Annotated in this window: 18 protein-coding genes and 1 tRNA gene; 11 read left to right on the forward strand and 8 right to left on the reverse strand. The window is 39.1% G+C overall.

The features are described from left to right. Window positions 1–133: 133 nt before the first annotated feature. Both BLS33_RS22185 and BLS33_RS22190 read right to left on the reverse strand, forming a co-directional pair. Window positions 134–490, reverse strand: a complete 357-nt coding sequence (locus tag BLS33_RS22185; RefSeq protein WP_089890427.1) for a bleomycin resistance protein — start codon at window positions 488–490, stop codon at window positions 134–136. A gap of 493 nt (window positions 491–983) precedes the next feature. After that, window positions 984–1057: transfer RNA gene (locus tag BLS33_RS22190), tRNA-Arg, on the reverse strand. A gap of 168 nt (window positions 1058–1225) precedes the next feature. Between BLS33_RS22190 and BLS33_RS22195 the strand changes: the two genes are divergently transcribed. Further along, a complete protein-coding gene (locus BLS33_RS22195) occupies window positions 1226–1738 on the forward strand; it encodes an adenine phosphoribosyltransferase (protein ID WP_089895108.1) in 513 nt (170 codons plus the stop codon). Here BLS33_RS22195 and BLS33_RS22200 read toward each other — a convergent pair. The 3 genes from BLS33_RS22200 to BLS33_RS22210 form a co-directional block, all read right to left on the reverse strand. Continuing rightward, the gene (locus BLS33_RS22200) at window positions 1735–1887 is read right to left on the reverse strand and encodes an SsrA-binding protein (protein WP_089895110.1); all 153 of its coding nucleotides are present in this window, start codon (window positions 1885–1887) and stop codon (window positions 1735–1737) included. The genes BLS33_RS22195 and BLS33_RS22200 overlap by 4 nt on opposite strands. A gap of 528 nt (window positions 1888–2415) precedes the next feature. After that, window positions 2416–4833 (reverse strand): M56 family metallopeptidase, encoded by a 2418-nt coding sequence (locus BLS33_RS22205; RefSeq protein ID WP_089895112.1) that lies wholly within the window; start codon window positions 4831–4833, stop codon window positions 2416–2418. After that, window positions 4834–5193, reverse strand: coding sequence for a BlaI/MecI/CopY family transcriptional regulator (locus BLS33_RS22210; RefSeq protein WP_089895114.1), 360 nt, complete (start codon window positions 5191–5193; stop codon window positions 4834–4836). A 171-nt stretch (window positions 5194–5364) separates the two neighbouring features. On the opposite strand from BLS33_RS22210, the gene BLS33_RS22215 reads away from it, so the two are divergent. Beyond that, complete coding sequence (locus BLS33_RS22215; RefSeq protein WP_089895116.1) at window positions 5365–6303, forward strand: calcium/sodium antiporter; 939 nt, start codon at window positions 5365–5367, stop codon at window positions 6301–6303. Between the two features lie 77 nt (window positions 6304–6380). On the opposite strand, the gene BLS33_RS22220 is transcribed toward BLS33_RS22215, so the two are convergent. Then, entirely contained in the window at window positions 6381–7403 is a 1023-nt protein-coding gene (locus BLS33_RS22220; protein WP_089895118.1) for a glutamine synthetase beta-grasp domain-containing protein, read from the reverse strand. Between the two features lie 204 nt (window positions 7404–7607). Here BLS33_RS22220 and BLS33_RS22225 point away from each other — a divergent pair, with 204 nt between their 5' ends. The 7 genes from BLS33_RS22225 to BLS33_RS22255 all read left to right on the forward strand — a co-directional run bounded on the left by BLS33_RS22225 (window position 7608) and on the right by BLS33_RS22255 (window position 14766). Beyond that, window positions 7608–9794, forward strand: a complete 2187-nt coding sequence (locus BLS33_RS22225) for a glutamine synthetase III family protein (RefSeq protein ID WP_089895120.1) — start codon at window positions 7608–7610, stop codon at window positions 9792–9794. 192 nt (window positions 9795–9986) lie between these two features. Next, a complete protein-coding gene (locus BLS33_RS22230; RefSeq protein ID WP_089895122.1) occupies window positions 9987–11168 on the forward strand; it encodes an AIR synthase related protein in 1182 nt (393 codons plus the stop codon). 141 nt (window positions 11169–11309) lie between these two features. Beyond that, window positions 11310–11750 (forward strand): QcrA and Rieske domain-containing protein, encoded by a 441-nt coding sequence (locus tag BLS33_RS22235; RefSeq protein ID WP_089895125.1) that lies wholly within the window; start codon window positions 11310–11312, stop codon window positions 11748–11750. A gap of 29 nt (window positions 11751–11779) precedes the next feature. After that, entirely contained in the window at window positions 11780–12214 is a 435-nt protein-coding gene (locus tag BLS33_RS22240; RefSeq protein WP_089895128.1) for a thioredoxin family protein, read from the forward strand. After that, complete coding sequence (locus BLS33_RS22245) at window positions 12211–13206, forward strand: FAD:protein FMN transferase (protein ID WP_089895130.1); 996 nt, start codon at window positions 12211–12213, stop codon at window positions 13204–13206. The genes BLS33_RS22240 and BLS33_RS22245 overlap by 4 nt, the downstream gene beginning before the upstream one ends. A 26-nt stretch (window positions 13207–13232) precedes the next feature. Continuing rightward, entirely contained in the window at window positions 13233–13442 is a 210-nt protein-coding gene (locus tag BLS33_RS22250; protein WP_089895132.1) for a DUF4266 domain-containing protein, read from the forward strand. A gap of 43 nt (window positions 13443–13485) precedes the next feature. Next, on the forward strand, window positions 13486–14766 hold the full coding sequence (locus BLS33_RS22255) for a DUF3570 domain-containing protein (RefSeq protein ID WP_245731605.1): 1281 nt from the start codon (window positions 13486–13488) through the stop codon (window positions 14764–14766). Here BLS33_RS22255 and BLS33_RS22260 read toward each other — a convergent pair. Continuing rightward, window positions 14763–15425 carry an ATP-binding cassette domain-containing protein gene (locus BLS33_RS22260; protein WP_089895136.1) on the reverse strand — a complete coding sequence of 221 codons (663 nt, stop codon included), beginning with the start codon at window positions 15423–15425 and terminating at the stop codon, window positions 14763–14765. The two genes, BLS33_RS22255 and BLS33_RS22260, sit on opposite strands and share 4 nt — an antisense overlap. Before the next feature lie 366 nt (window positions 15426–15791). On the opposite strand from BLS33_RS22260, the gene prfA reads away from it, so the two are divergent. Together prfA and pyrF are read left to right on the forward strand one after the other, a co-directional pair. Then, the gene (prfA, locus tag BLS33_RS22270) at window positions 15792–16868 is read left to right on the forward strand and encodes a peptide chain release factor 1 (RefSeq protein ID WP_089895140.1); all 1077 of its coding nucleotides are present in this window, start codon (window positions 15792–15794) and stop codon (window positions 16866–16868) included. 103 nt (window positions 16869–16971) lie between these two features. Beyond that, a complete protein-coding gene (pyrF, locus tag BLS33_RS22275; RefSeq protein WP_089895143.1) occupies window positions 16972–17793 on the forward strand; it encodes an orotidine-5'-phosphate decarboxylase in 822 nt (273 codons plus the stop codon). A gap of 20 nt (window positions 17794–17813) precedes the next feature. Here the strand turns inward: pyrF and BLS33_RS22280 are convergent, their stop codons facing one another. Continuing rightward, a complete protein-coding gene (locus tag BLS33_RS22280; RefSeq protein ID WP_089895145.1) occupies window positions 17814–18014 on the reverse strand; it encodes a hypothetical protein in 201 nt (66 codons plus the stop codon). Window positions 18015–18034: the final 20 nt, after the last annotated feature.

Consider the following 18034-nt stretch of genomic DNA (forward strand, 5'->3'; position numbering starts at 1 on the left):
GCGTAGTTGCTCTGGCGTTTTTTTTGGTGTAGAATTAGTTTGATATAAAAGTAGGGAACCAAATTCAATTAACCCTTTGAAAGCAATTACTTATAGCCATTGTGGGCGGTTCGTTTTTATTCCTTTTTTCACTTCAAATATTTTGTCCAAATGTCAATAAATTACTGTCTGGGTCAAGTATCGAAAATTCCTTTTGTCCCCAAGGTTTGATTTCCAATTTTCCATTTGGGTGAATTTCAGTCTGTTTGTCCAATAATGATTTATAGAATTCGTCAATATTGTTGGTCCGAATATAAACTTGTCCATAATTTTCTTTCGGGTCGATTTCTTTGAATTCAAAGAAATGAATTTGGATTTGGTCTTTTTCCATCATCAAATAACCGTCAAAATCGGCACTTCCAAATTCCTTAAAACCTAATCGGTTTGAGTAAAATTCCCGAGTCACTTTTTTGTCACGCATCGGTAATTTCGGATTGATGTCCGTTAGCATATTATTATCTTAAATTTTAAATCTAATATTTAATTAGCCCAAGTCAGTTCAATATCCACAATTTTTTATTGGGTATTCTTAAATGACCGCCAACGTCGCGGCTCGTTCGTTGCTGTGATTCGTCCGCAGGACAATCCAGCCGAACTCAAAGTTAACTTTTTGCGCAGGATTTCCGTTAGGAAATCCGCAAGCGATGAACTTTAGGTATTGTTAGCGAACGGTTTTTCATTTTTTTGTCAGGCAGTGCAAGTTCCGCTTACTCCAAAATCGCAGGCCTATCTACAATCGTCAATAGACTTAGACCGGTTTTTGTGGATAGGGAGAAGAAATTAGAATCTAACCCTGAACGTGGGTTAGGATGGTACAATCCCTTCTGTCAGCGCTTATTATTTTCTCCAAAAATCCGCGGTTTTGGTAATCGTGGATGTTAAAAAAAGCACGCTGACCAAATAAAAAAGCAGTTACAAAATTTTGTAACTGCTTGATTTTTAAGTGATCCTGACAAGATTCGAACTTGTAACCTTCTGATTCGTAGTCAGATGCGCTATCCAGTTGCGCCACAGGACCAATATGTCATTCTTTTACTTCTCAAATGCCGCCCCGATTCAAAATCAAATCCGCTATTTTTTCAACAGTCGTTGTAGCGTTAAGAGGTCATTTTGGCCCGCTTTTTATATAGCGGGGTGCAAATATATTTCTTTTTAAATTTACGGCAAAATATACTTACCTTATTAAATGGATTTGAAAAGCTTTATTCGAGATATTGACGACTTTCCGCAACAAGGAGTCACATTTAAAGATATTATCCCCTTGTTATTAGATGCCAATGCGATGCGTAAAACATCGAAAATGCTTTTCGATATGATCGGCGAAACGAAAATTGACAAGGTCATAGGAATGGAGAGTCGCGGCTTTTTCTTTGCTCCCTTACTCGCTGATAAACTCAATGCAGGTTTTGTACCCGTTCGTAAACCCGGAAAACTACCTTTCGAAAAAATAAGTCATGCTTATGGACTGGAATATGGCACCGATATTCTAGAGATGCATACCGACAGTATTTTAAGAGGGGAAAAAGTGCTGATTCACGATGATGTTCTGGCTACTGGTGGTACCGCTGCGGCCGTTTGTAAATTGGTTGAACAATTGGGAGGCGAGATCGTGCAGTGTAATTTTTTAATCGAACTTGAGTTTTTAAAGGGTAGGGAAAAGCTCAGTGACTATAACGTAAGATCGTTACTGAAGTATTAGTCCAAGGCACGGGTGGTCACAAAATAGCGCCATGCTGTTAGGGCCAATTGAAATTTAGAAGCCTTGGCCAAATCCAGTTTCTTTTTAGAATAGGAGGGAAGTAAGGCTTTGTTCACCTTGGCTAAAAATTTAAAAAATGCTTTTTTCATTGGTATAAAGATAGTTAGAAAGATAAAGCCCTGAGGATGTCCTCTGGGCTTTTAATTTATATAGGCCTATATATGATACTACTTATGCCAATAGTATGATCAGCGATAATAGCAGGGTCAACAAGAATTTGGCAAGTGTCATCATAATATGTTGTTTTTAGGTTAATCCCCCATTGAAGAGGAGTGAGCAACTATTGCTCGATAATCGATTATCCAATCAAGATATCAAATTAAATCAATCATTTCCAAATAATTGGTGTGAAATCAATACAAGTGAATACAGTATTGTGACTTAAAAAATGAATAATGTTTCAATATTTTTTATAATGCCTTGGTTAATGTTTTTAAATGAAATATAATTTTGATTTTATACTTCTAAATTGAAATATATGTAGGGGGTTTTTTGGACAGATTTGAATTTGTAAGGTAGTTTTCATTTAAAAAATAATCAAATTCTACACTTTCGTTAATTGATGAAAAAAACCGATTCATTTTTGGAATCGGTTTTATGTTTGAGCAGATAATTATCTACAAAGATGATGAGACCGTAGGTTTACCCTTAAGCCTTCCCACCACAATGTTGGGTATCGTCGTTGAATTATCTCTTCCATCGGAGAAATACGCACTTCCCTCACTAGAAGTTAACTTGTCCTTTAATGTCAGTTCAATTTTAATTAGCTCACCTTTATTGTTTCGCTCAATTAATGCATAAGTGAACGTCATGCCCTTCTCTAATAACTTTTGTTGGATTTTCTTTAAATCCTTTTGGCTAGTGTTCTTATCAATTGTGATTACATAATCTTGAATTGCCATAGGATTGTTTATAGACGAAGTTTCCAGAGTTTTGCTGGTAATCAATAGCACACCATATTTCCCCTTTTTACCATATTTTTCAAGGGCTTTTTCTCCCTTTAAAACCCGAATTTCTTTTATGTTGGTATTATCCAGTTTTTCAAATACTGATTTGGGGGCCTCTTTCCCATTAATAATATAAAGGGGAGGATTAGGTTTTGTGTAAATATTCGAACGAATAGTAAGGCCATGGGGAAAGTCTCCGGAACGCTCTTTGTCGTAAACGATGGGGTTATATTTACTGTTTTTGGTACGTATTTCTATGACGCCGTCTTTGGCTTTTTCGCCATACATCGATATCGCCGTTTGGCCCTTCCAGACGTTCATACTTTCGATTTGGTTTGGAGATATGAGGTTGGTTGTAGCATGCGGCACTTCCTTTCCATCTAAAATTATCAAAGGATTTTTATCTTGAATACCTAATTTTATACCAGAGGCGACTCCGGTGGCAATGGGGTTTCCTGTGATAGAATCGTGAATGATTAAAGTAGATTGGGGCTTTTTAGCCGTTTTTGCAATATCGTTTTGAAATGTTTGGATATTTCTCGTCGAAGCGTTTAAGTCATACCCTAATACCGTTTGTTTGTCGTTCCAAGCGTTGTTCATACTTTTGACATGGTCAGGGGCTGCATAGTTAAGCCCAGCGCCAGGTGCTTCCTTTCCATATCGAACTTCTACAGGTTTCTTCCCTGGGACATTAATTGTATAGCCCGAAGTCTTTCCCGTAACCGAATCTTTATAAAGCTTTTGAGAAATTTCATCCTTTTTGGCACCAGATTCCATACTTGAAGTAACATTTGTTGCAATAGGCTTGCCTGATATCGAATCGTGAATAACGAGTTTCGAAAATTCCTCTTTCGCGGCTTCTTTACTTTCCGAATTCTCCGATGTTTTCAATATCTTGGAATTTGAGGTTTTTTTCGTGCGTGAACCGATATAAATTCCACCATCATTGCCTATGCCGAAATCAATTGGACTAATTCCTTCTTTATCGTTGTAATTTCCGGTTACTTCCCCACTTCCGTCTACTTTATATTGTACTGCTATTTCTATGATGAGACCATTTTTATCCCGTTTCAGATTGGTGATTTCGAGTGTTGCGTTCTTGTGGTTTATTTCTTTTTCAAATGCTTTCAGTTCGATATCCGAAGTTTTGCTCGTGATAAGATATGATTGCTCGACTTCTTGTGTTAACGTGGTATTTTGAGTAACTATTTTATGCCTTGCTTCAGTCTTGATATTGAATAGAAGTACAAATACGACAAGAATCGGAAGAACAGTTCCGAATTTGACATAATTCCTTTTTCTTGATTTTCTTTTGTTTAACATGACAATTCGTTTTTTGATTGATGAGATCGATGAATTAAAAAATGGATTTACAAGGGAAAAAAGATGGTCCCCGACATGTGATTTGAGCAATACATATTGATAGTCTTTGGTAGTGTCTTCTGTTTGCTGTGCATGGGAATCGGCCAAATATTCTAAATTTTGCTGTATCGCAGATCGATACAACCACGCGAATGGATTAAACCATTGAAAGATTAGAAAGAGGTTTGCCAACAACACGTCGATTGAATGTAGTTGCTGGGCGTGGCACTTTTCATGGGCGAAAATGGCAGGTAGTGAAGTTGCTTCTATTTTTCTGGGATTGTAAATAATACGATTAAAAAATGAACAGGGCGAAATATCGGCTTCGATCTCTACTATTTTAAGACTACCTTTTTTAAAGCTTCGCCCTCTTATTAACATGTTCACAAGCGAAAATGATTGTACCATTAAACGAAGGACCATAACAGCTACCCCAATTAAATAAATAATCAAAAGTGCCTGCCACCAATTAAAGGACTCTTCGACCATGGTATGTTGTACAGGGAGTAGGTCTGTGTTTGTAATAGTACGCTGAGGCACGACATCGATCCATACGGTGTGCACGATACTTACCATTGGTAGACAGACCGATAATAAAATGCCGGATAACAAGAATATACGATTAGCGCTAAAGAAAGTCTCTTGTTTGAGCAAGAGTTGATAGCACACAAAAAAAAGAGCTAGAATTCCCAATGATTTTACAAGATATAGAAAGAAGACTTCCATTTAATCGTTCTTTTCGATGAGTGCAATAATTTCTTTAAGTTCGGCGACCGAAATTTTATCTTCTTTTGCGAAAAAGGAAACCAAGCTTTTATAAGAGTTGTCGTAAAATTCGCTAATGGTAGAATCAATGAATTTTTTACGGTAAGCGTCTTTTGATATCAGGGGGTGATATCTGTGCGTATTCCCAAAAGCTTCATGACCCACATAGTTTTTGTCCTCAAGATTGCGCACAATAGTAGAAAGCGTATTGTAATGTGGTTTATCACCTTTTAATTCGGCCCTAATTTCTTTTACAAAGGCTTTTTTCAAATGCCAGAGTATTTTCATGATCTCTTCCTCTTTATTGGTCAGTTTTTGCATGGGGCTTTTGTTTGAATCCAAATCTATTACTATTTTTTTAGTTGAACAACTATTTTTTTAGTTATTAAACTGTATTGGTAGTTGATTTGTTCCGTAGGTTCCCATAAAGATAGGCCGATTAGTTAAAAATCTTGGTTTATATTTGCGACGAAACTTTCGATATCCCCATCAATGCAAAATCTTCTTTTTATCGTTCTAGGTCTGGGCTTATTAATAGCCGGGGGAAATTGGTTGCTTAAAGCTGCCGTAGGGCTGTCTTTGCGCCTCAATATCCCAAAAATAGTTATCGGAATGACCGTGGTGTCTTTCGCAACGTCGGCTCCTGAACTAATCGTAAGTATTCAGGCTGCCTTAGATGGCTTTCCTGATTTGGCATTAGGAAATGTAGTTGGGTCAAATATTGCTAATTTGGGATTGGTTTTAGCGGTTACCGTACTTTTGGGAAGTATCGATGTTAGAAAAAGTTTTTATACTACCGATTGGCCGGCAATGATGGTGGCTTCCTTTTTATTCTTCGGTTTTATTTATTTTGACGGGGAGCTTCAACAACATGAAGGGGTGATTATGGTTATCGTCCTCTTTTTATTCCTGGTTTATCTTTTGCGCTTTCAAAAACAGGCCGTTGTTGATGAGGCGCCTGAAGATGATGTGCTTTTACCTTTGTACAAGACGGTTTTATTCTTGGGCCTCGGAGGCGCTGCCCTTTGGGGTGGATCGGAGTTATTGATTAACGGAGCCGTAGGTATGGCAACAATTTATGGGGTCAGTGAACGCGTAATAGGAATAACCGTGGTGTCTATAGGTACCAGTATACCTGAATTGGCCGCGTCGGTGATTGCTGTAATCAAAAAGGAAAAAGCAATTTCTTTAGGAAATCTTATCGGTTCAAATATTTTTAATCTTCTTGCGGTATTGGGAATTACCTCTATAATAACGCCTGTTCGCGTAATGGATGAAGGGCTCTTAAGTAGTGATATTTTTTGGATGTTGGGCATTTCATTCTTGATTCTTCCATTGGTGTTCATTCCCAAAGGGTTGCGTCTAGGCTGGCGCGATGGTATTATTCTTTTGCTTGTTTACGCCACATTCCTATATTTTACGATTTCTTAAGGGGTAAAAAAAATCGCCGTTGACAAAGTCAACGGCGATAGGTAAAATGTATAAATCAACAATTAATTCGTAACAGCTTAAACCTTTGCAGATTTAACGGTCTTGATGATTCTGCCTGCAATCTTGTATGGGTCGGCGTTAGAAGCTGGTCTACGATCTTCTAACCAGCCTTTCCAACCTTTTTCTACAGTAATAATCGGAATTCTGATAGATGCACCTCTATCGGAAACACCATAGCTGAAATCGGTTATTGACGCTGTCTCATGTAGGCCTGTCAAACGTTGGTCATTGAACTCACCATATACTTCGATATGTTCTTTAACAACTGGTCGGAAAGCTTCACATATTTGTTCATAAATCTCTCGAGATCCACAAGTTCTTAAGGTAGTGTTAGAGAAGTTGGCATGCATACCAGAACCGTTCCAGTCCATATCTTTTCCAAGTGGTTTCGGGTGGTATTCGATGTAGTATCCATACTTTTCAGTAAGCCTATCAAGCAAATATCGCGCTATCCACAATTCATCACCTGCTATTTTGGCCCCTTTTGCAAATAATTGAAATTCCCATTGTCCGCAAGCTACTTCCTGGTTTATTCCTTCGAAGTTGAGTCCGGCTTCAATACAAAGATCGGCATGTTCTTCTACCAATTCCCTTCCGTGTGTGTTTTTTCCACCTACAGAGCAATAGTACATTCCCTGTGGTGCAGGATAACCTCCAACAGGAAACCCTAAAGGTAGTTGGGTGTGGGTATCCATGATAAAGTATTCCTGTTCAAAACCGAACCAGAAATCATTGTCATCGTCATCGATAGTAGCTCTTCCGTTAGATTTATGTGCTGTTCCATCGGCATTCATAACTTCGGTCATTACCAACCATCCATTCGTGCGCTCTGGATCAGGATAAATGGCCACGGGGATCAATAAGCAATCAGAGGAACCACCTACTGCTTGTTGAGTCGAAGAACCATCAAAAGACCAATTTCCGATTTCTTCGAGGGTACCCTTGAAATCTTCATGTTCTTCTACCTTGGTTTTGCTTCTTAAATTTTGTGTTGGAAAATAACCATCCAACCAAATGTATTCTAATTTAATTTTGCTCATAACTTTCAAAATTTTTAGGATTTTCTAAAATGGCGTAACAAAAATAACTTTTCTGAGGAATGAGCTGTTATTTTAAGGGATAAATCTCAAAAAATTCTGTTTTATGGTGGTATCCCCCTATTTTTTTATGGGTATTATAAATAGAACATTGTTTTTTTATAAAATGCATAATGAGTATTTTTGCCGCTTTAAATTATATAGATTATGCCCAAGTTGCGTTTTAGTGCTATTTCGGAGAGTTTGAAAAGGCAGAGAATTACGATTGAAGAGACGGGAAGACGGTCGGAAATATTCGCCCAAAACGTTTTCAATGAAGACCGAATGTTGCAATATCTGACCAAAGATGCACTAGAAAGCGTAAAGGGCGCTGTTTTTTCGAGTTCTAAAATCGATAGAAAAATAGCGGATCAAGTAGCTGAGGCTATGAAAGGATGGGCCATATCAAAAGGTGCCACTCACTATACACATTGGTTTCAACCTTTAACGGGTTCCACAGCTGAAAAACATGATGCTTTCTTTGATCTTTTGCCAGATGGCCGGGCCCTAGAAAAATTTGGTGGTGGGCAATTGGTGCAACAAGAACCTGACGCTTCAAGTTTTCCTAGCGGAGGAATTCGCAATACTTTTGAAGCCCGGGGCTATACCGCTTGGGATCCGACTTCCCCTGCTTTTATTTACGGTACGACACTTTGTATACCTACTATTTTTGTTTCATACACAGGAGAAGCACTTGATAATAAAGCACCTTTGCTTCGGGCGTTGAATGCTGTAGATGAGGCTGCGACTGCCGTAGCTAAATATTTTGATAAAAATGTTACCAAGGTAAATGCAACTTTGGGTTGGGAACAAGAATATTTCTTGATCGATAAGGCTTTGGCCCATTCGCGCCCAGATATTCTAATGACAGGAAGAACGTTGGTAGGTCATTCCGCTGCAAAGGGGCAACAACTCGATGATCATTACTTTGGTGTCATTCCGCAACGGGCATTGAGTTTTATGAGTGATCTAGAACAACAATGTACTAAATTGGGTATTCCTGTTAAGACCCGCCATAACGAAGTAGCACCCAATCAGTTTGAACTCGCTCCAGTTTTTGAGGAAGCCAACTTGGCTGTTGACCATAACCTGCTGCTCATGGATGTTATGGAGAAAATTGCCGACAAACACCATTTTAAAGTGCTTTTTCATGAGAAACCTTTTGCGGGTATAAATGGATCGGGAAAACATAACAACTGGTCGTTGGCTACCAACACGGGGGTTAATCTATTGAGTCCTGGTTCGACACCCATGAAAAACCTGCAGTTCCTTACCTTTTTTGTAAACTCGATTAAGGCGGTAGATACGTATGAAGAATTACTTCGGTCATCGATAGCTTCGGCAAGCAATGACCACAGACTTGGTGCCAATGAAGCGCCCCCGGCAATTATCTCAATTTTTGTCGGTACTCAATTGAGTAGTGTACTTGATGAGTTGGAAGGCGTTTCACAGGGAAAGCTCTCCCCTGAAGAAAAAACGGAGTTGAAACTCAATGTGGTGGGTAAAATTCCTGAGATTTTGCTCGATAATACCGACCGTAACCGCACATCGCCCTTTGCTTTTACCGGAAATAAATTTGAGATTCGTGGCGTAGGTTCAAAAGCGAATTGTGCAAAGCCGATGACCGTAATGAATACGATTGTCGCAAAACAATTGATAGCTTTCAAAAAAGAGGTCGACACGCTTATTGACAAGAAAAACTTAAAGAAGGATGAGGCTATATTCAATGTGCTGCGTGAATATATAAAGACATCAAAAAGAATTCGTTTCGATGGTGATGGGTATAGTATTGATTGGGAAAAGGAAGCCCAAAAACGAAAGCTGAGTAATAATAAGTCCACGCCAGGGGCATTGCAAGTAATGACTTCGACCCAAAGTTTGGAGTTGTTCAAGTCGATGAACGTATTGAGCGAAGTAGAAGTGAGAGCTCGGCTAGAGGTAGAATTGGATGCCTATATCTTGCATATTCAGATTGAAGGCCGCGTTTTTAGTGAATTGGTCTATGGGTATATCATACCATCGGCGGTTGAATACCAGAATCTTTTGATTAAAAATGTCATGGGATTAAAAGAGGTTTACGGAGCCGCCCATAAAAAATTGTCTTATGGGCAATTGACTATAATCGAAGAAATTGCAGAACATATATCGGCACTAAAGAAAAAAACCGATGCGATGACCGATGCCAGAAAAAAGGCCAATGCCATTTCTGATACGAATAAAAAGGCTGCTGCCTACTGCGACAATGTAAAACCTTATTTTGAGGAAATGCGCTACCATTGCGATAAATTAGAGAGATTAGTGGCTGACAGTGGCTGGCCCTTGACTAAATATCAAGAGTTATTATTTATTAAATAAAATAGCCGGTCGAACTTGTTCTGGTTTTGAAAAAGTGAAATTTCCGTAAAACTTTAAGAGGGTGAATTTCTCGGACGCGAACGGAGTTTATAGTATGCGGATGTGGAATTGCAATAATCTAAAATCAATTAAAGGGTTTAAAATGCTATCTTTTTTATCTAATCTTCTATTTTTGCCCAAAATAACAAAGAGATGAGTACGTCAGCAAGCAAAAGATATGATCAAAGGGGGGTTTCGGCCTCAAAAGAAGACGTGCACAACGCTATAAAGAATATAGACAAGGGACTATTTCCTAAGGCATTTTGTAAAATAGTGCCTGATTACTTGACCAATGATGCTGACTATTGCCTGGTAATGCATGCCGATGGTGCTGGAACAAAATCTTCTTTGGCTTACATGTATTGGAAAGAAACGGGTGATATTTCCGTTTGGAAAGGGGTTGCCCAAGATGCTCTGATCATGAACATCGACGATTTGATTTGTGTGGGTGCCACTGATAATATCATGCTCTCGTCGACCATCGGAAGAAACAAGAATTTGATTCCCGCAGAGGTTATTTCAGCCATCATCAATGGAACTGAGGAGCTGATTTCCGATTTACGCAACCATGGTATAACGATTCATTCAACAGGAGGCGAAACAGCGGATGTTGGTGATTTGGTACGAACAATTATCGTAGATTCTACGGTAACGGCAAGAATGAAGCGTACCGATGTTATTGATAATGCCAACATAAAGGCTGGTGACGTTATTGTAGGCTTAGCCTCTTTTGGTCAGGCCACCTATGAAAAGGAATATAATGGTGGTATGGGCAGCAACGGATTAACTTCAGCGCGACACGATGTCTTTTCGAAATATTTGGCTGACAAATATCCCGAAAGTTTTGATGCATCCGTACCATCGGAATTGGTGTATTCGGGTCAAATGAAATTGACCGATACTGTTGCCGATTCTCCTTTAGATGCCGGTAAATTGGTACTTTCCCCGACACGTACCTATGCGCCGATTGTAAAGAAAATTCTTGAAAAGTATTCCTCTGAAAATATTCATGGTATGGTGCACTGCAGTGGAGGGGCACAAACCAAGATTTTGCATTTTATCGACCATCTCCATATCATAAAAGATAATTTATTCCCCGTACCACCCTTGTTCCGATTGATTCAAGAACAATCGGGTACCGACTGGAAAGAGATGTATCAGGTTTTTAATTGTGGTCATCGACTTGAACTTTATGTTGACCAGTCGATAGCCTCTGACCTGATTCAGATTTCTAAAGGTTTTGGGGTAGATGCCCAAATCATCGGTAGGGCTGAAGCAAGCTCTGTAAAAAAACTTACAATCAATAGTTCCGAAGGAGTCTTTAGTTATTCCTAGAAACTGGTATAAGTGCTGTTTATACACAGTGTTTATTCTTAATATATCTATATACTCTCTTAAGTATATATGTTAAATTATACAGCATTATTTTTATACGAATACATTGATTCGTGCGTTTTTATACTATAAAAGTATGGAATGGAACGAAAGGAATTTCTCAGAAGTTTGGGGGCAGGAGCTGCTTTTGCCCTGACATTTCCCTGTTTACAAGGGTGTTCTAAAGATGACACTAACGGCGCGATTAAACCGGTACCTTCAAATATCGATTTTACTATCGATTTGAATTCTGCCGAAGGTGCCAAATTGGCCGATAATGGCGATTTTATTTTGAAAAATGATGTTGTTGTGGCTAAAAATTTAGAAGGAGAATTCATTGCTGCCAGTCAAATATGCAGTCATGAGGCCTATGATCAAGTTCGTTTTGTTGCCATTGATGGTGGTTTTTTTCATTGCGAAGTACATGGTTCTCGCTTTAGTCAGACGGGTAGCCCTTTGAACCAAGTGGATAGTAAAACGGCGAAGCCCTTGAAGATTTTTAAAGTTGAAGTGTCAAATAATACGCTTCGTGTATTTGAATAACTGGCACTGATTTTGCTATTTTAGTTTTCATGAAATACAGCATATTTTTACTCTTTCTTTTTTATTCCGTTATGGCTTCGAGTCAAGATTGGCAGGAAGACTATAACGTGGCGCTCGAACAAGCCGAGGAACAACACAAGCCATTAATTTTGGTTTTTTCGGGTTCCGATTGGTGTGCGCCTTGTATCAGGCTCGATAAGGAAATATGGCAGTCTGAAAACTTCAAAAAATTTTCAAAGGAAAATTATATACTATATAGGGCAGATTTTCCGAGAAAAAAAGCCAACAAACTGAGTCCCGAACTAACCGATCAGAATAACAAATTGGCGGCTAACTTTAACTCAAAAGGTTATTTTCCCTTGGTTGTAGTTTTAAATGAAAAAGAGCAGGTCTTAGGTGAGACAGGGTATAAAAAACTTTCTCCCGATGAGTACATATCACTTCTAAACTCATTCTTAAAATGAGAGTAATTATTGTTTTGATCATTGGTTTTCTGACGGTTACGATACAAGCTCAAGATAAAAAGCTTGTGACGGTGCACAAGTCAATGGAGTTGATGGGAAGCCGTTTTGATATAACCGTTGTAACTGATAATGAAGAGGTTGGCTATATAAATATTGCCGAAGCCGAAGCTGAAATTTCTAGAATTGAGAAACTGATATCTGCTTGGGATTCAAACTCAGAAACTTCATTAATAAACAATAATGCGGGAATAAAGCCGGTAAAAGTGAGTTTAGAGCTTTTTATGTTGATAGAAAGAGCCATAAAAATTTCTGATTTAACCGACGGGGCCTTCGATATTTCCTATTCTTCGCTCGATAAGGTCTGGAAGTTCGACGGCAGTATGAAAGAGAGGCCGACTGATGAACAAATCCGTAATTCCATCGCCAAGGTCGGGTATCAAAAAATTATTTTAAATGCTGAGGAAAAAACCGTTTTTTTAAAACAAAAGGGAATGAAGATTTCGTTTGGCGCTATTGGTAAGGGTTACGCCGCCGATAAGGCCAAAGAACTTCTGGTTTCTAAGCAAGTTGAGGCCGGTATTATAAATGCAGGGGGCGATCTTACCACGTGGGGTACCAAGGCTACGGGCGAAAAATGGTTGATAGGTATTGCACATCCATTGAGTAAAGAAAAGATTTTTTCATGGTTGCCTATCGTCGAATCTTCTGTTGCCACTTCTGGAAATTATGAAAAGTTTGTATTGTTCGATGGAAAAAAGTATACTCATATCATCGATCCCAGAACGGGTTGGCCTGCTTCTGGCGTAAACAGTGTGTCAATTTTTGCTATAAGTGCCGAGTATTGCGATGCATTGGCGACTGCCGTTTTTATTATGGGTAAAGAAGCCGGACTTTTTTTAATAGATCAGCTTGCGGGTATTGAAGCTATTTTGGTCGACGACAATAATAAAATCCATAAAAGTAAGGGCATCCATTTCGAAAGTAATGAGTAACTTTAATTTATATTAGATTCATACACGTGAAAAGACTGTTCTTCTTTTTTTTTGTGCTTCTTTTTTCATCGTCTTGCGTGGCGGTAAAAGAATATGAAAAAGTATTTGTCAACGATGCTGAGATGCAATTGTCGGCAAAGGGAGATGAACGTTTTGAGACCAATTTTCAAATTTATCGTGAGGCTGCCTCGGGTGCCAACGGCGGAAGATCTGGTGGTGGTTGTGGATGTAACTAGTTTGGGAGGTCAATATACCAAGAACACGACTAATTTTTCCTTTTTGAAAGAAACCGCTTTACTCTTTGCACTGCTAACATGCTTTTGGGCCGTCGGTCAAGAAGAGGATACTTCGTATAAGAAAAGAGTTTTAGAAGCCAGCGAAGTAAACTTGGTGTTCAGCTATTATGGTCAAAAAGGGGATCATGCCGCAGTTTCAGGTGGTGAAGGCACCGAAAAATTAACCGATGCCGCTTCAAGTATTATTGTTCAGCTTCCTTTGAATCCCGATGATGTATTGACAGTTGATGTAGGAATTTCTGCTTATACATCGGCGTCATCTAGCAATGTGAATCCATTAGACGGTGACCCATCTCAAATTGTAAGTCCTTTTAGTGCTTCTTCGGGTGCTTCACGTAGCGACCAACTTGTTCATTTTAATCCGTCATTGGAACATAGCTCGGAGGACAGAAACAAAATTTGGAACATTAATGCATACATCGCCTCTGAATACGATTATTTCTCATTAGGTATTGGCGGGGGATATACGTATGCATTCAATGAGAAGAATACGGAATTATCGCTGAACGGTAAATTGTATTTTGATAAATGGAATCCTCAATATCCAATTGAATTGAGAGCAGGATTTTTTGACAATCGTATTTTGGGAAGCGGAAATTATGAACCATCATTTACAGCTTTCGATAAAGAGAACCGAAACTCTTATTCGCTCTCCTTGGCGATTTCCCAGATTCTAGGTAAAAGACTTCAGGGTTCCGTTTTTATGGATGTGGTTATGCAGAACGGACTGTTAAGTACCCCGTTCCAACGTGTCTATTTTAGAGATACGAACGATTTTTTTATTGATGATTTTCAATTGGCCGATGATGTGGAGCATTTACCTGATTCACGTTTTAAAATTCCTATTGGTGCCAGACTGAATTATTATTTGAACGACGCTGTGGTGCTTCGCAGCTATTATCGATACTATGCCGACGATTGGGGTATCAGTGCCCATACCGCAAGTCTAGAGGTGCCCGTGAAATTGGGAGATTCATTTACTTTGTATCCCACCTATCGATTTTACAGTCAGACCAAAGCTGATTATTTTTATGAGAAAGAGACGGCACTTTCAACCTACGACTTCTACAGTTCCGATTATGACCTTTCAAAATATACGGCGCATCAGTACGGTGTCGGTGTTCAGTACAAAGATATTTTCACGAAAACCAGAGTGTTCATGTTTGGTCTAAAAGCCATACAGCTCCGTTTTAGCAAATATGATAGAAGTGACGGACTTGGAGCTTTTATAACGACTTTGGGAACCACTTTTATAGCCGATTAGTCAGAGGGGTCTAAATTTATATAACCTTCTTCTTCCAAATCTTTCTTAGTCCTTATCTCTTTGGAATAGCCGTTTTTCAGAAAGTATATACAATCACTGATTTCTAAAATGTCGCGATAAAAATGGTCTGTAACAATGATGACGCTATCCTTCTTCTTTTTATGAATGATGGTCTTGAATTTCTCAATGTATACGGGAGCAATAAATGAAAAAGGTTCATCGAGCAAGATGATTTTTTTATTGGATGTAAGTATGAGGTAAGTTTCTACAATGCGAAGTTCGCCTGAAGAAAGGGCATTAGGGTGCGCACTGGCGTAGCCTTTAAAAGCATCAAAAAGATTTAAGAATTCCGTCCAATTCGCGCCAAAAAGTTGAAATACCGATCCCAATTTGAGGGAGTTGGGCAGCAGTTGATGTTGAGGTAAATAGGCGATGTCGCGACCGAGGTAAAGGTTTCTTTTCTGGTGTTTCCCGTCTTTTCGAATGCTTTTATATTTTGGGGTAAGGCTTCCGAAAATAATGCGTAGTAGACTGGTTTTTCCGCAACCGTTCCTGCCCAGAATTCCGGTGATTTTTCCTGTTTCCGCCCTAACATAGATTCCCCTAAGAATCGTCTTGCGATCAAAACTGAGCTCTATATTGTCGGCTTCGAGAATCAAAATAATTCCATTATCAAAAATATTAGTGTGCTGAATAGTGAATCGATTACAAAGAAAATTATAAAAAGACTTGATTTTGAGATACCAAAATTCTTATAAAATACAAGCTTTTGCGCCAAACTTGTTTCGTAATAGGCAAAGAACAAGAATTTGCTCAAAGCTAGTTTGACAAAGAGAAGTACTAAAAGCGTTGTATTGAAGAAGATTAGAAATGTGGTAATCAATAGACTGGCCCAGAGATACTTTTTGTAAAAGTTAAAACCGAGCTGGTACGTTTTTATTCTCAAGATAATATTCATCTGATGAAGTGATTCTATCTAAATGTACAAATTTGTCGTAAATTCGCAATCCAAGTGATACTAGACGATGATAGATAAATTGAATATTGTAAAACAGCGTTTCGACGAGGTTGCCGACTTGATAATTCAGCCCGATGTGATTTCGGACCAAAAGCGGTATGTGCAATTGACCAAGGAATATAGTGACCTAAAAGACCTTGTTGAAAAAAGAAACCAGTATGTCGCCCTAATGGATAACATACAGGAAGCTGAGGAAATTATTAAGGACGGGAGCGACCCCGAGATGGTTGAAATGGCCAAAATGCAAATGGACGAGGCGAAAGGGGCCTTACCGCAATTGGAAGAAGAAATAAAATTGATGCTCATACCCAAAGATCCCGAAGATGCCAAAGATGTGGTCGTCGAGATACGTGCCGGAACTGGTGGGGATGAAGCGAGCATTTTTGCCGGGGACCTTTTTCGAATGTATACCAAATACTGCGAATCGAAAGGTTGGAAGACCAATGTTATCGATTTAAGTGAGGGTACTAGTGGGGGATATAAGGAAATACAGTTCGAAGTCATGGGAAAAGACGTTTACGGAACTTTGAAATTCGAGGCCGGCGTGCATCGTGTTCAACGGGTACCCCAAACAGAGACTCAAGGCAGGGTTCATACCAGCGCCGCCACGGTTATGGTATTGCCCGAAGCTGAAGAGTTCGACGTTCAAATAGACCCAAAAGACGTTCGTATTGATTTTTTCTGTTCTTCAGGTCCGGGTGGTCAATCTGTAAATACGACCTATTCAGCGGTACGTTTGACGCACATTCCCACAGGATTGGTGGCACAATGCCAGGATCAAAAATCGCAGCATAAGAACAAAGACAAGGCTTTTCGTGTATTGCGTTCAAGGTTGTACGATATGGAACTGGCCAAAAAGCAAGAAGAAGATGCGGCGAAACGAAATTCGCAGGTAAGCAGTGGTGACCGTTCGGCCAAGATTCGAACCTATAATTATCCCCAAGGTAGGGTGACCGACCATAGAATCGGGCTTACCCTTTATGATTTACAGAATATCATCGATGGTGATATTCAAAAGATTATAGATGAATTGAGTTTGGTCGATAATACGGAAAAATTAAAAGAAGCTTCCGAAATTTTTTAACGAATTCCATTCTATAGGGCGAGAAGATCTTAACGCAGTCGAGAACTCGTTCGCTCTTTTATTTCCTTACTTTCTCGATTGCGCTGAAGAAGTTAACAGTTTTATGACGACCAAAGAACTAGTAGCCCAAATTCGCAAAAAAAAATCTTTTCTCTGCATAGGATTGGATACCGATGTAGATAAAATTCCTCAGCATCTTTTAGAGGAAGAAGATCCCATTTTTTCTTTTAACAAAGCTATTATAGATGCCACACATCATTTATGCGTCGCCTACAAACCGAATATTGCTTTTTATGAGGCATACGGAATAAAAGGATGGAAGGCTTTGGAGAAAACAATGAAGTATCTGAACGATAACCACCCGGAAATATTCACGATAGCCGATGCAAAACGTGGGGATATAGGAAATACTTCGACCAGGTATGCAAAGGCTTTCTTTGAGCATATGGGCTTCGATTCAATTACTATAGCTCCTTATATGGGAAAAGATTCCGTCGAGCCATTTTTGGCGTTTCACGACAAGCACACCATACTTTTAGCTTTGACATCCAATGAAGGAGCTTATGATTTTCAAACAAAATTAGTTGAAGGAAAAGAGCTTTACAAACAGGTTTTGGCAACCTCTAAAACCTACAAGAATTCAGAGAATTTGATGTATGTGGTAGGAGCAACAAAGGCAAGCTTTTTAACGGGAATTCGAGAAATTGTACCAGAGAGCTTTCTATTGGTGCCGGGGGTTGGGGCACAAGGAGGAAGTCTAGAAGAGGTCTGTCACTACGGAATGACAAAAAATATCGGTTTGCTGGTAAATTCTTCCCGAGGAATTATTTATGCATCCAATAAAAAAGATTTTGCGGAGGCTGCCGCAGAAAAAGCGGAAGAACTACAAAATCAAATGGCGCAAGAGCTGCAAAAAACGAATTGATCAAAGGAACTTCGATTCAATTACGCCTGAAGCATGTTCTCTAATATTTTTTGGATTTTCTCCGCCTTTTGTTCAAAAAACTCAACAAGTTTAGCATCGGTATATTCCATGTTGCTGGCCTTGTCTAAAAAGTTCTGATACTGGTATTCTAACATCGTTACGGCGTTTCTATTTGCGGCGATCGGTGTTATTGTTCCTACTTTGCAATATTGCTTTTCCATAGTCTTACAATTAGTTCTTT

The organism is Kriegella aquimaris (genome assembly GCF_900103215.1).
GTDB classification, from domain to species: Bacteria; Bacteroidota; Bacteroidia; order Flavobacteriales; family Flavobacteriaceae; genus Kriegella; species Kriegella aquimaris.

Excerpts from the sequence above, each read along its gene's own strand:
- BLS33_RS22185 (WP_089890427.1), bottom strand. The coding sequence starts at position 490 with ATGCTAACGGACATCAATCCGAAATTACCGATGCGTGACAAAAAAGTG.
- BLS33_RS22195 (WP_089895108.1), top strand. The coding sequence starts at position 1,226 with ATGGATTTGAAAAGCTTTATTCGAGATATTGACGACTTTCCGCAACAA.
- BLS33_RS22200 (WP_089895110.1), bottom strand. The coding sequence starts at position 1,887 with ATGAAAAAAGCATTTTTTAAATTTTTAGCCAAGGTGAACAAAGCCTTA.
- BLS33_RS22205 (WP_089895112.1), bottom strand. The coding sequence starts at position 4,833 with ATGGAAGTCTTCTTTCTATATCTTGTAAAATCATTGGGAATTCTAGCT.
- BLS33_RS22210 (WP_089895114.1), bottom strand. The coding sequence starts at position 5,193 with ATGCAAAAACTGACCAATAAAGAGGAAGAGATCATGAAAATACTCTGG.
- BLS33_RS22215 (WP_089895116.1), top strand. The coding sequence starts at position 5,365 with ATGCAAAATCTTCTTTTTATCGTTCTAGGTCTGGGCTTATTAATAGCC.
- BLS33_RS22220 (WP_089895118.1), bottom strand. The coding sequence starts at position 7,403 with ATGAGCAAAATTAAATTAGAATACATTTGGTTGGATGGTTATTTTCCA.
- BLS33_RS22225 (WP_089895120.1), top strand. The coding sequence starts at position 7,608 with ATGCCCAAGTTGCGTTTTAGTGCTATTTCGGAGAGTTTGAAAAGGCAG.
- BLS33_RS22230 (WP_089895122.1), top strand. The coding sequence starts at position 9,987 with ATGAGTACGTCAGCAAGCAAAAGATATGATCAAAGGGGGGTTTCGGCC.
- BLS33_RS22235 (WP_089895125.1), top strand. The coding sequence starts at position 11,310 with ATGGAACGAAAGGAATTTCTCAGAAGTTTGGGGGCAGGAGCTGCTTTT.
- BLS33_RS22240 (WP_089895128.1), top strand. The coding sequence starts at position 11,780 with ATGAAATACAGCATATTTTTACTCTTTCTTTTTTATTCCGTTATGGCT.
- BLS33_RS22245 (WP_089895130.1), top strand. The coding sequence starts at position 12,211 with ATGAGAGTAATTATTGTTTTGATCATTGGTTTTCTGACGGTTACGATA.
- prfA (WP_089895140.1), top strand. The coding sequence starts at position 15,792 with ATGATAGATAAATTGAATATTGTAAAACAGCGTTTCGACGAGGTTGCC.
- pyrF (WP_089895143.1), top strand. The coding sequence starts at position 16,972 with ATGACGACCAAAGAACTAGTAGCCCAAATTCGCAAAAAAAAATCTTTT.
- BLS33_RS22280 (WP_089895145.1), bottom strand. The coding sequence starts at position 18,014 with ATGGAAAAGCAATATTGCAAAGTAGGAACAATAACACCGATCGCCGCA.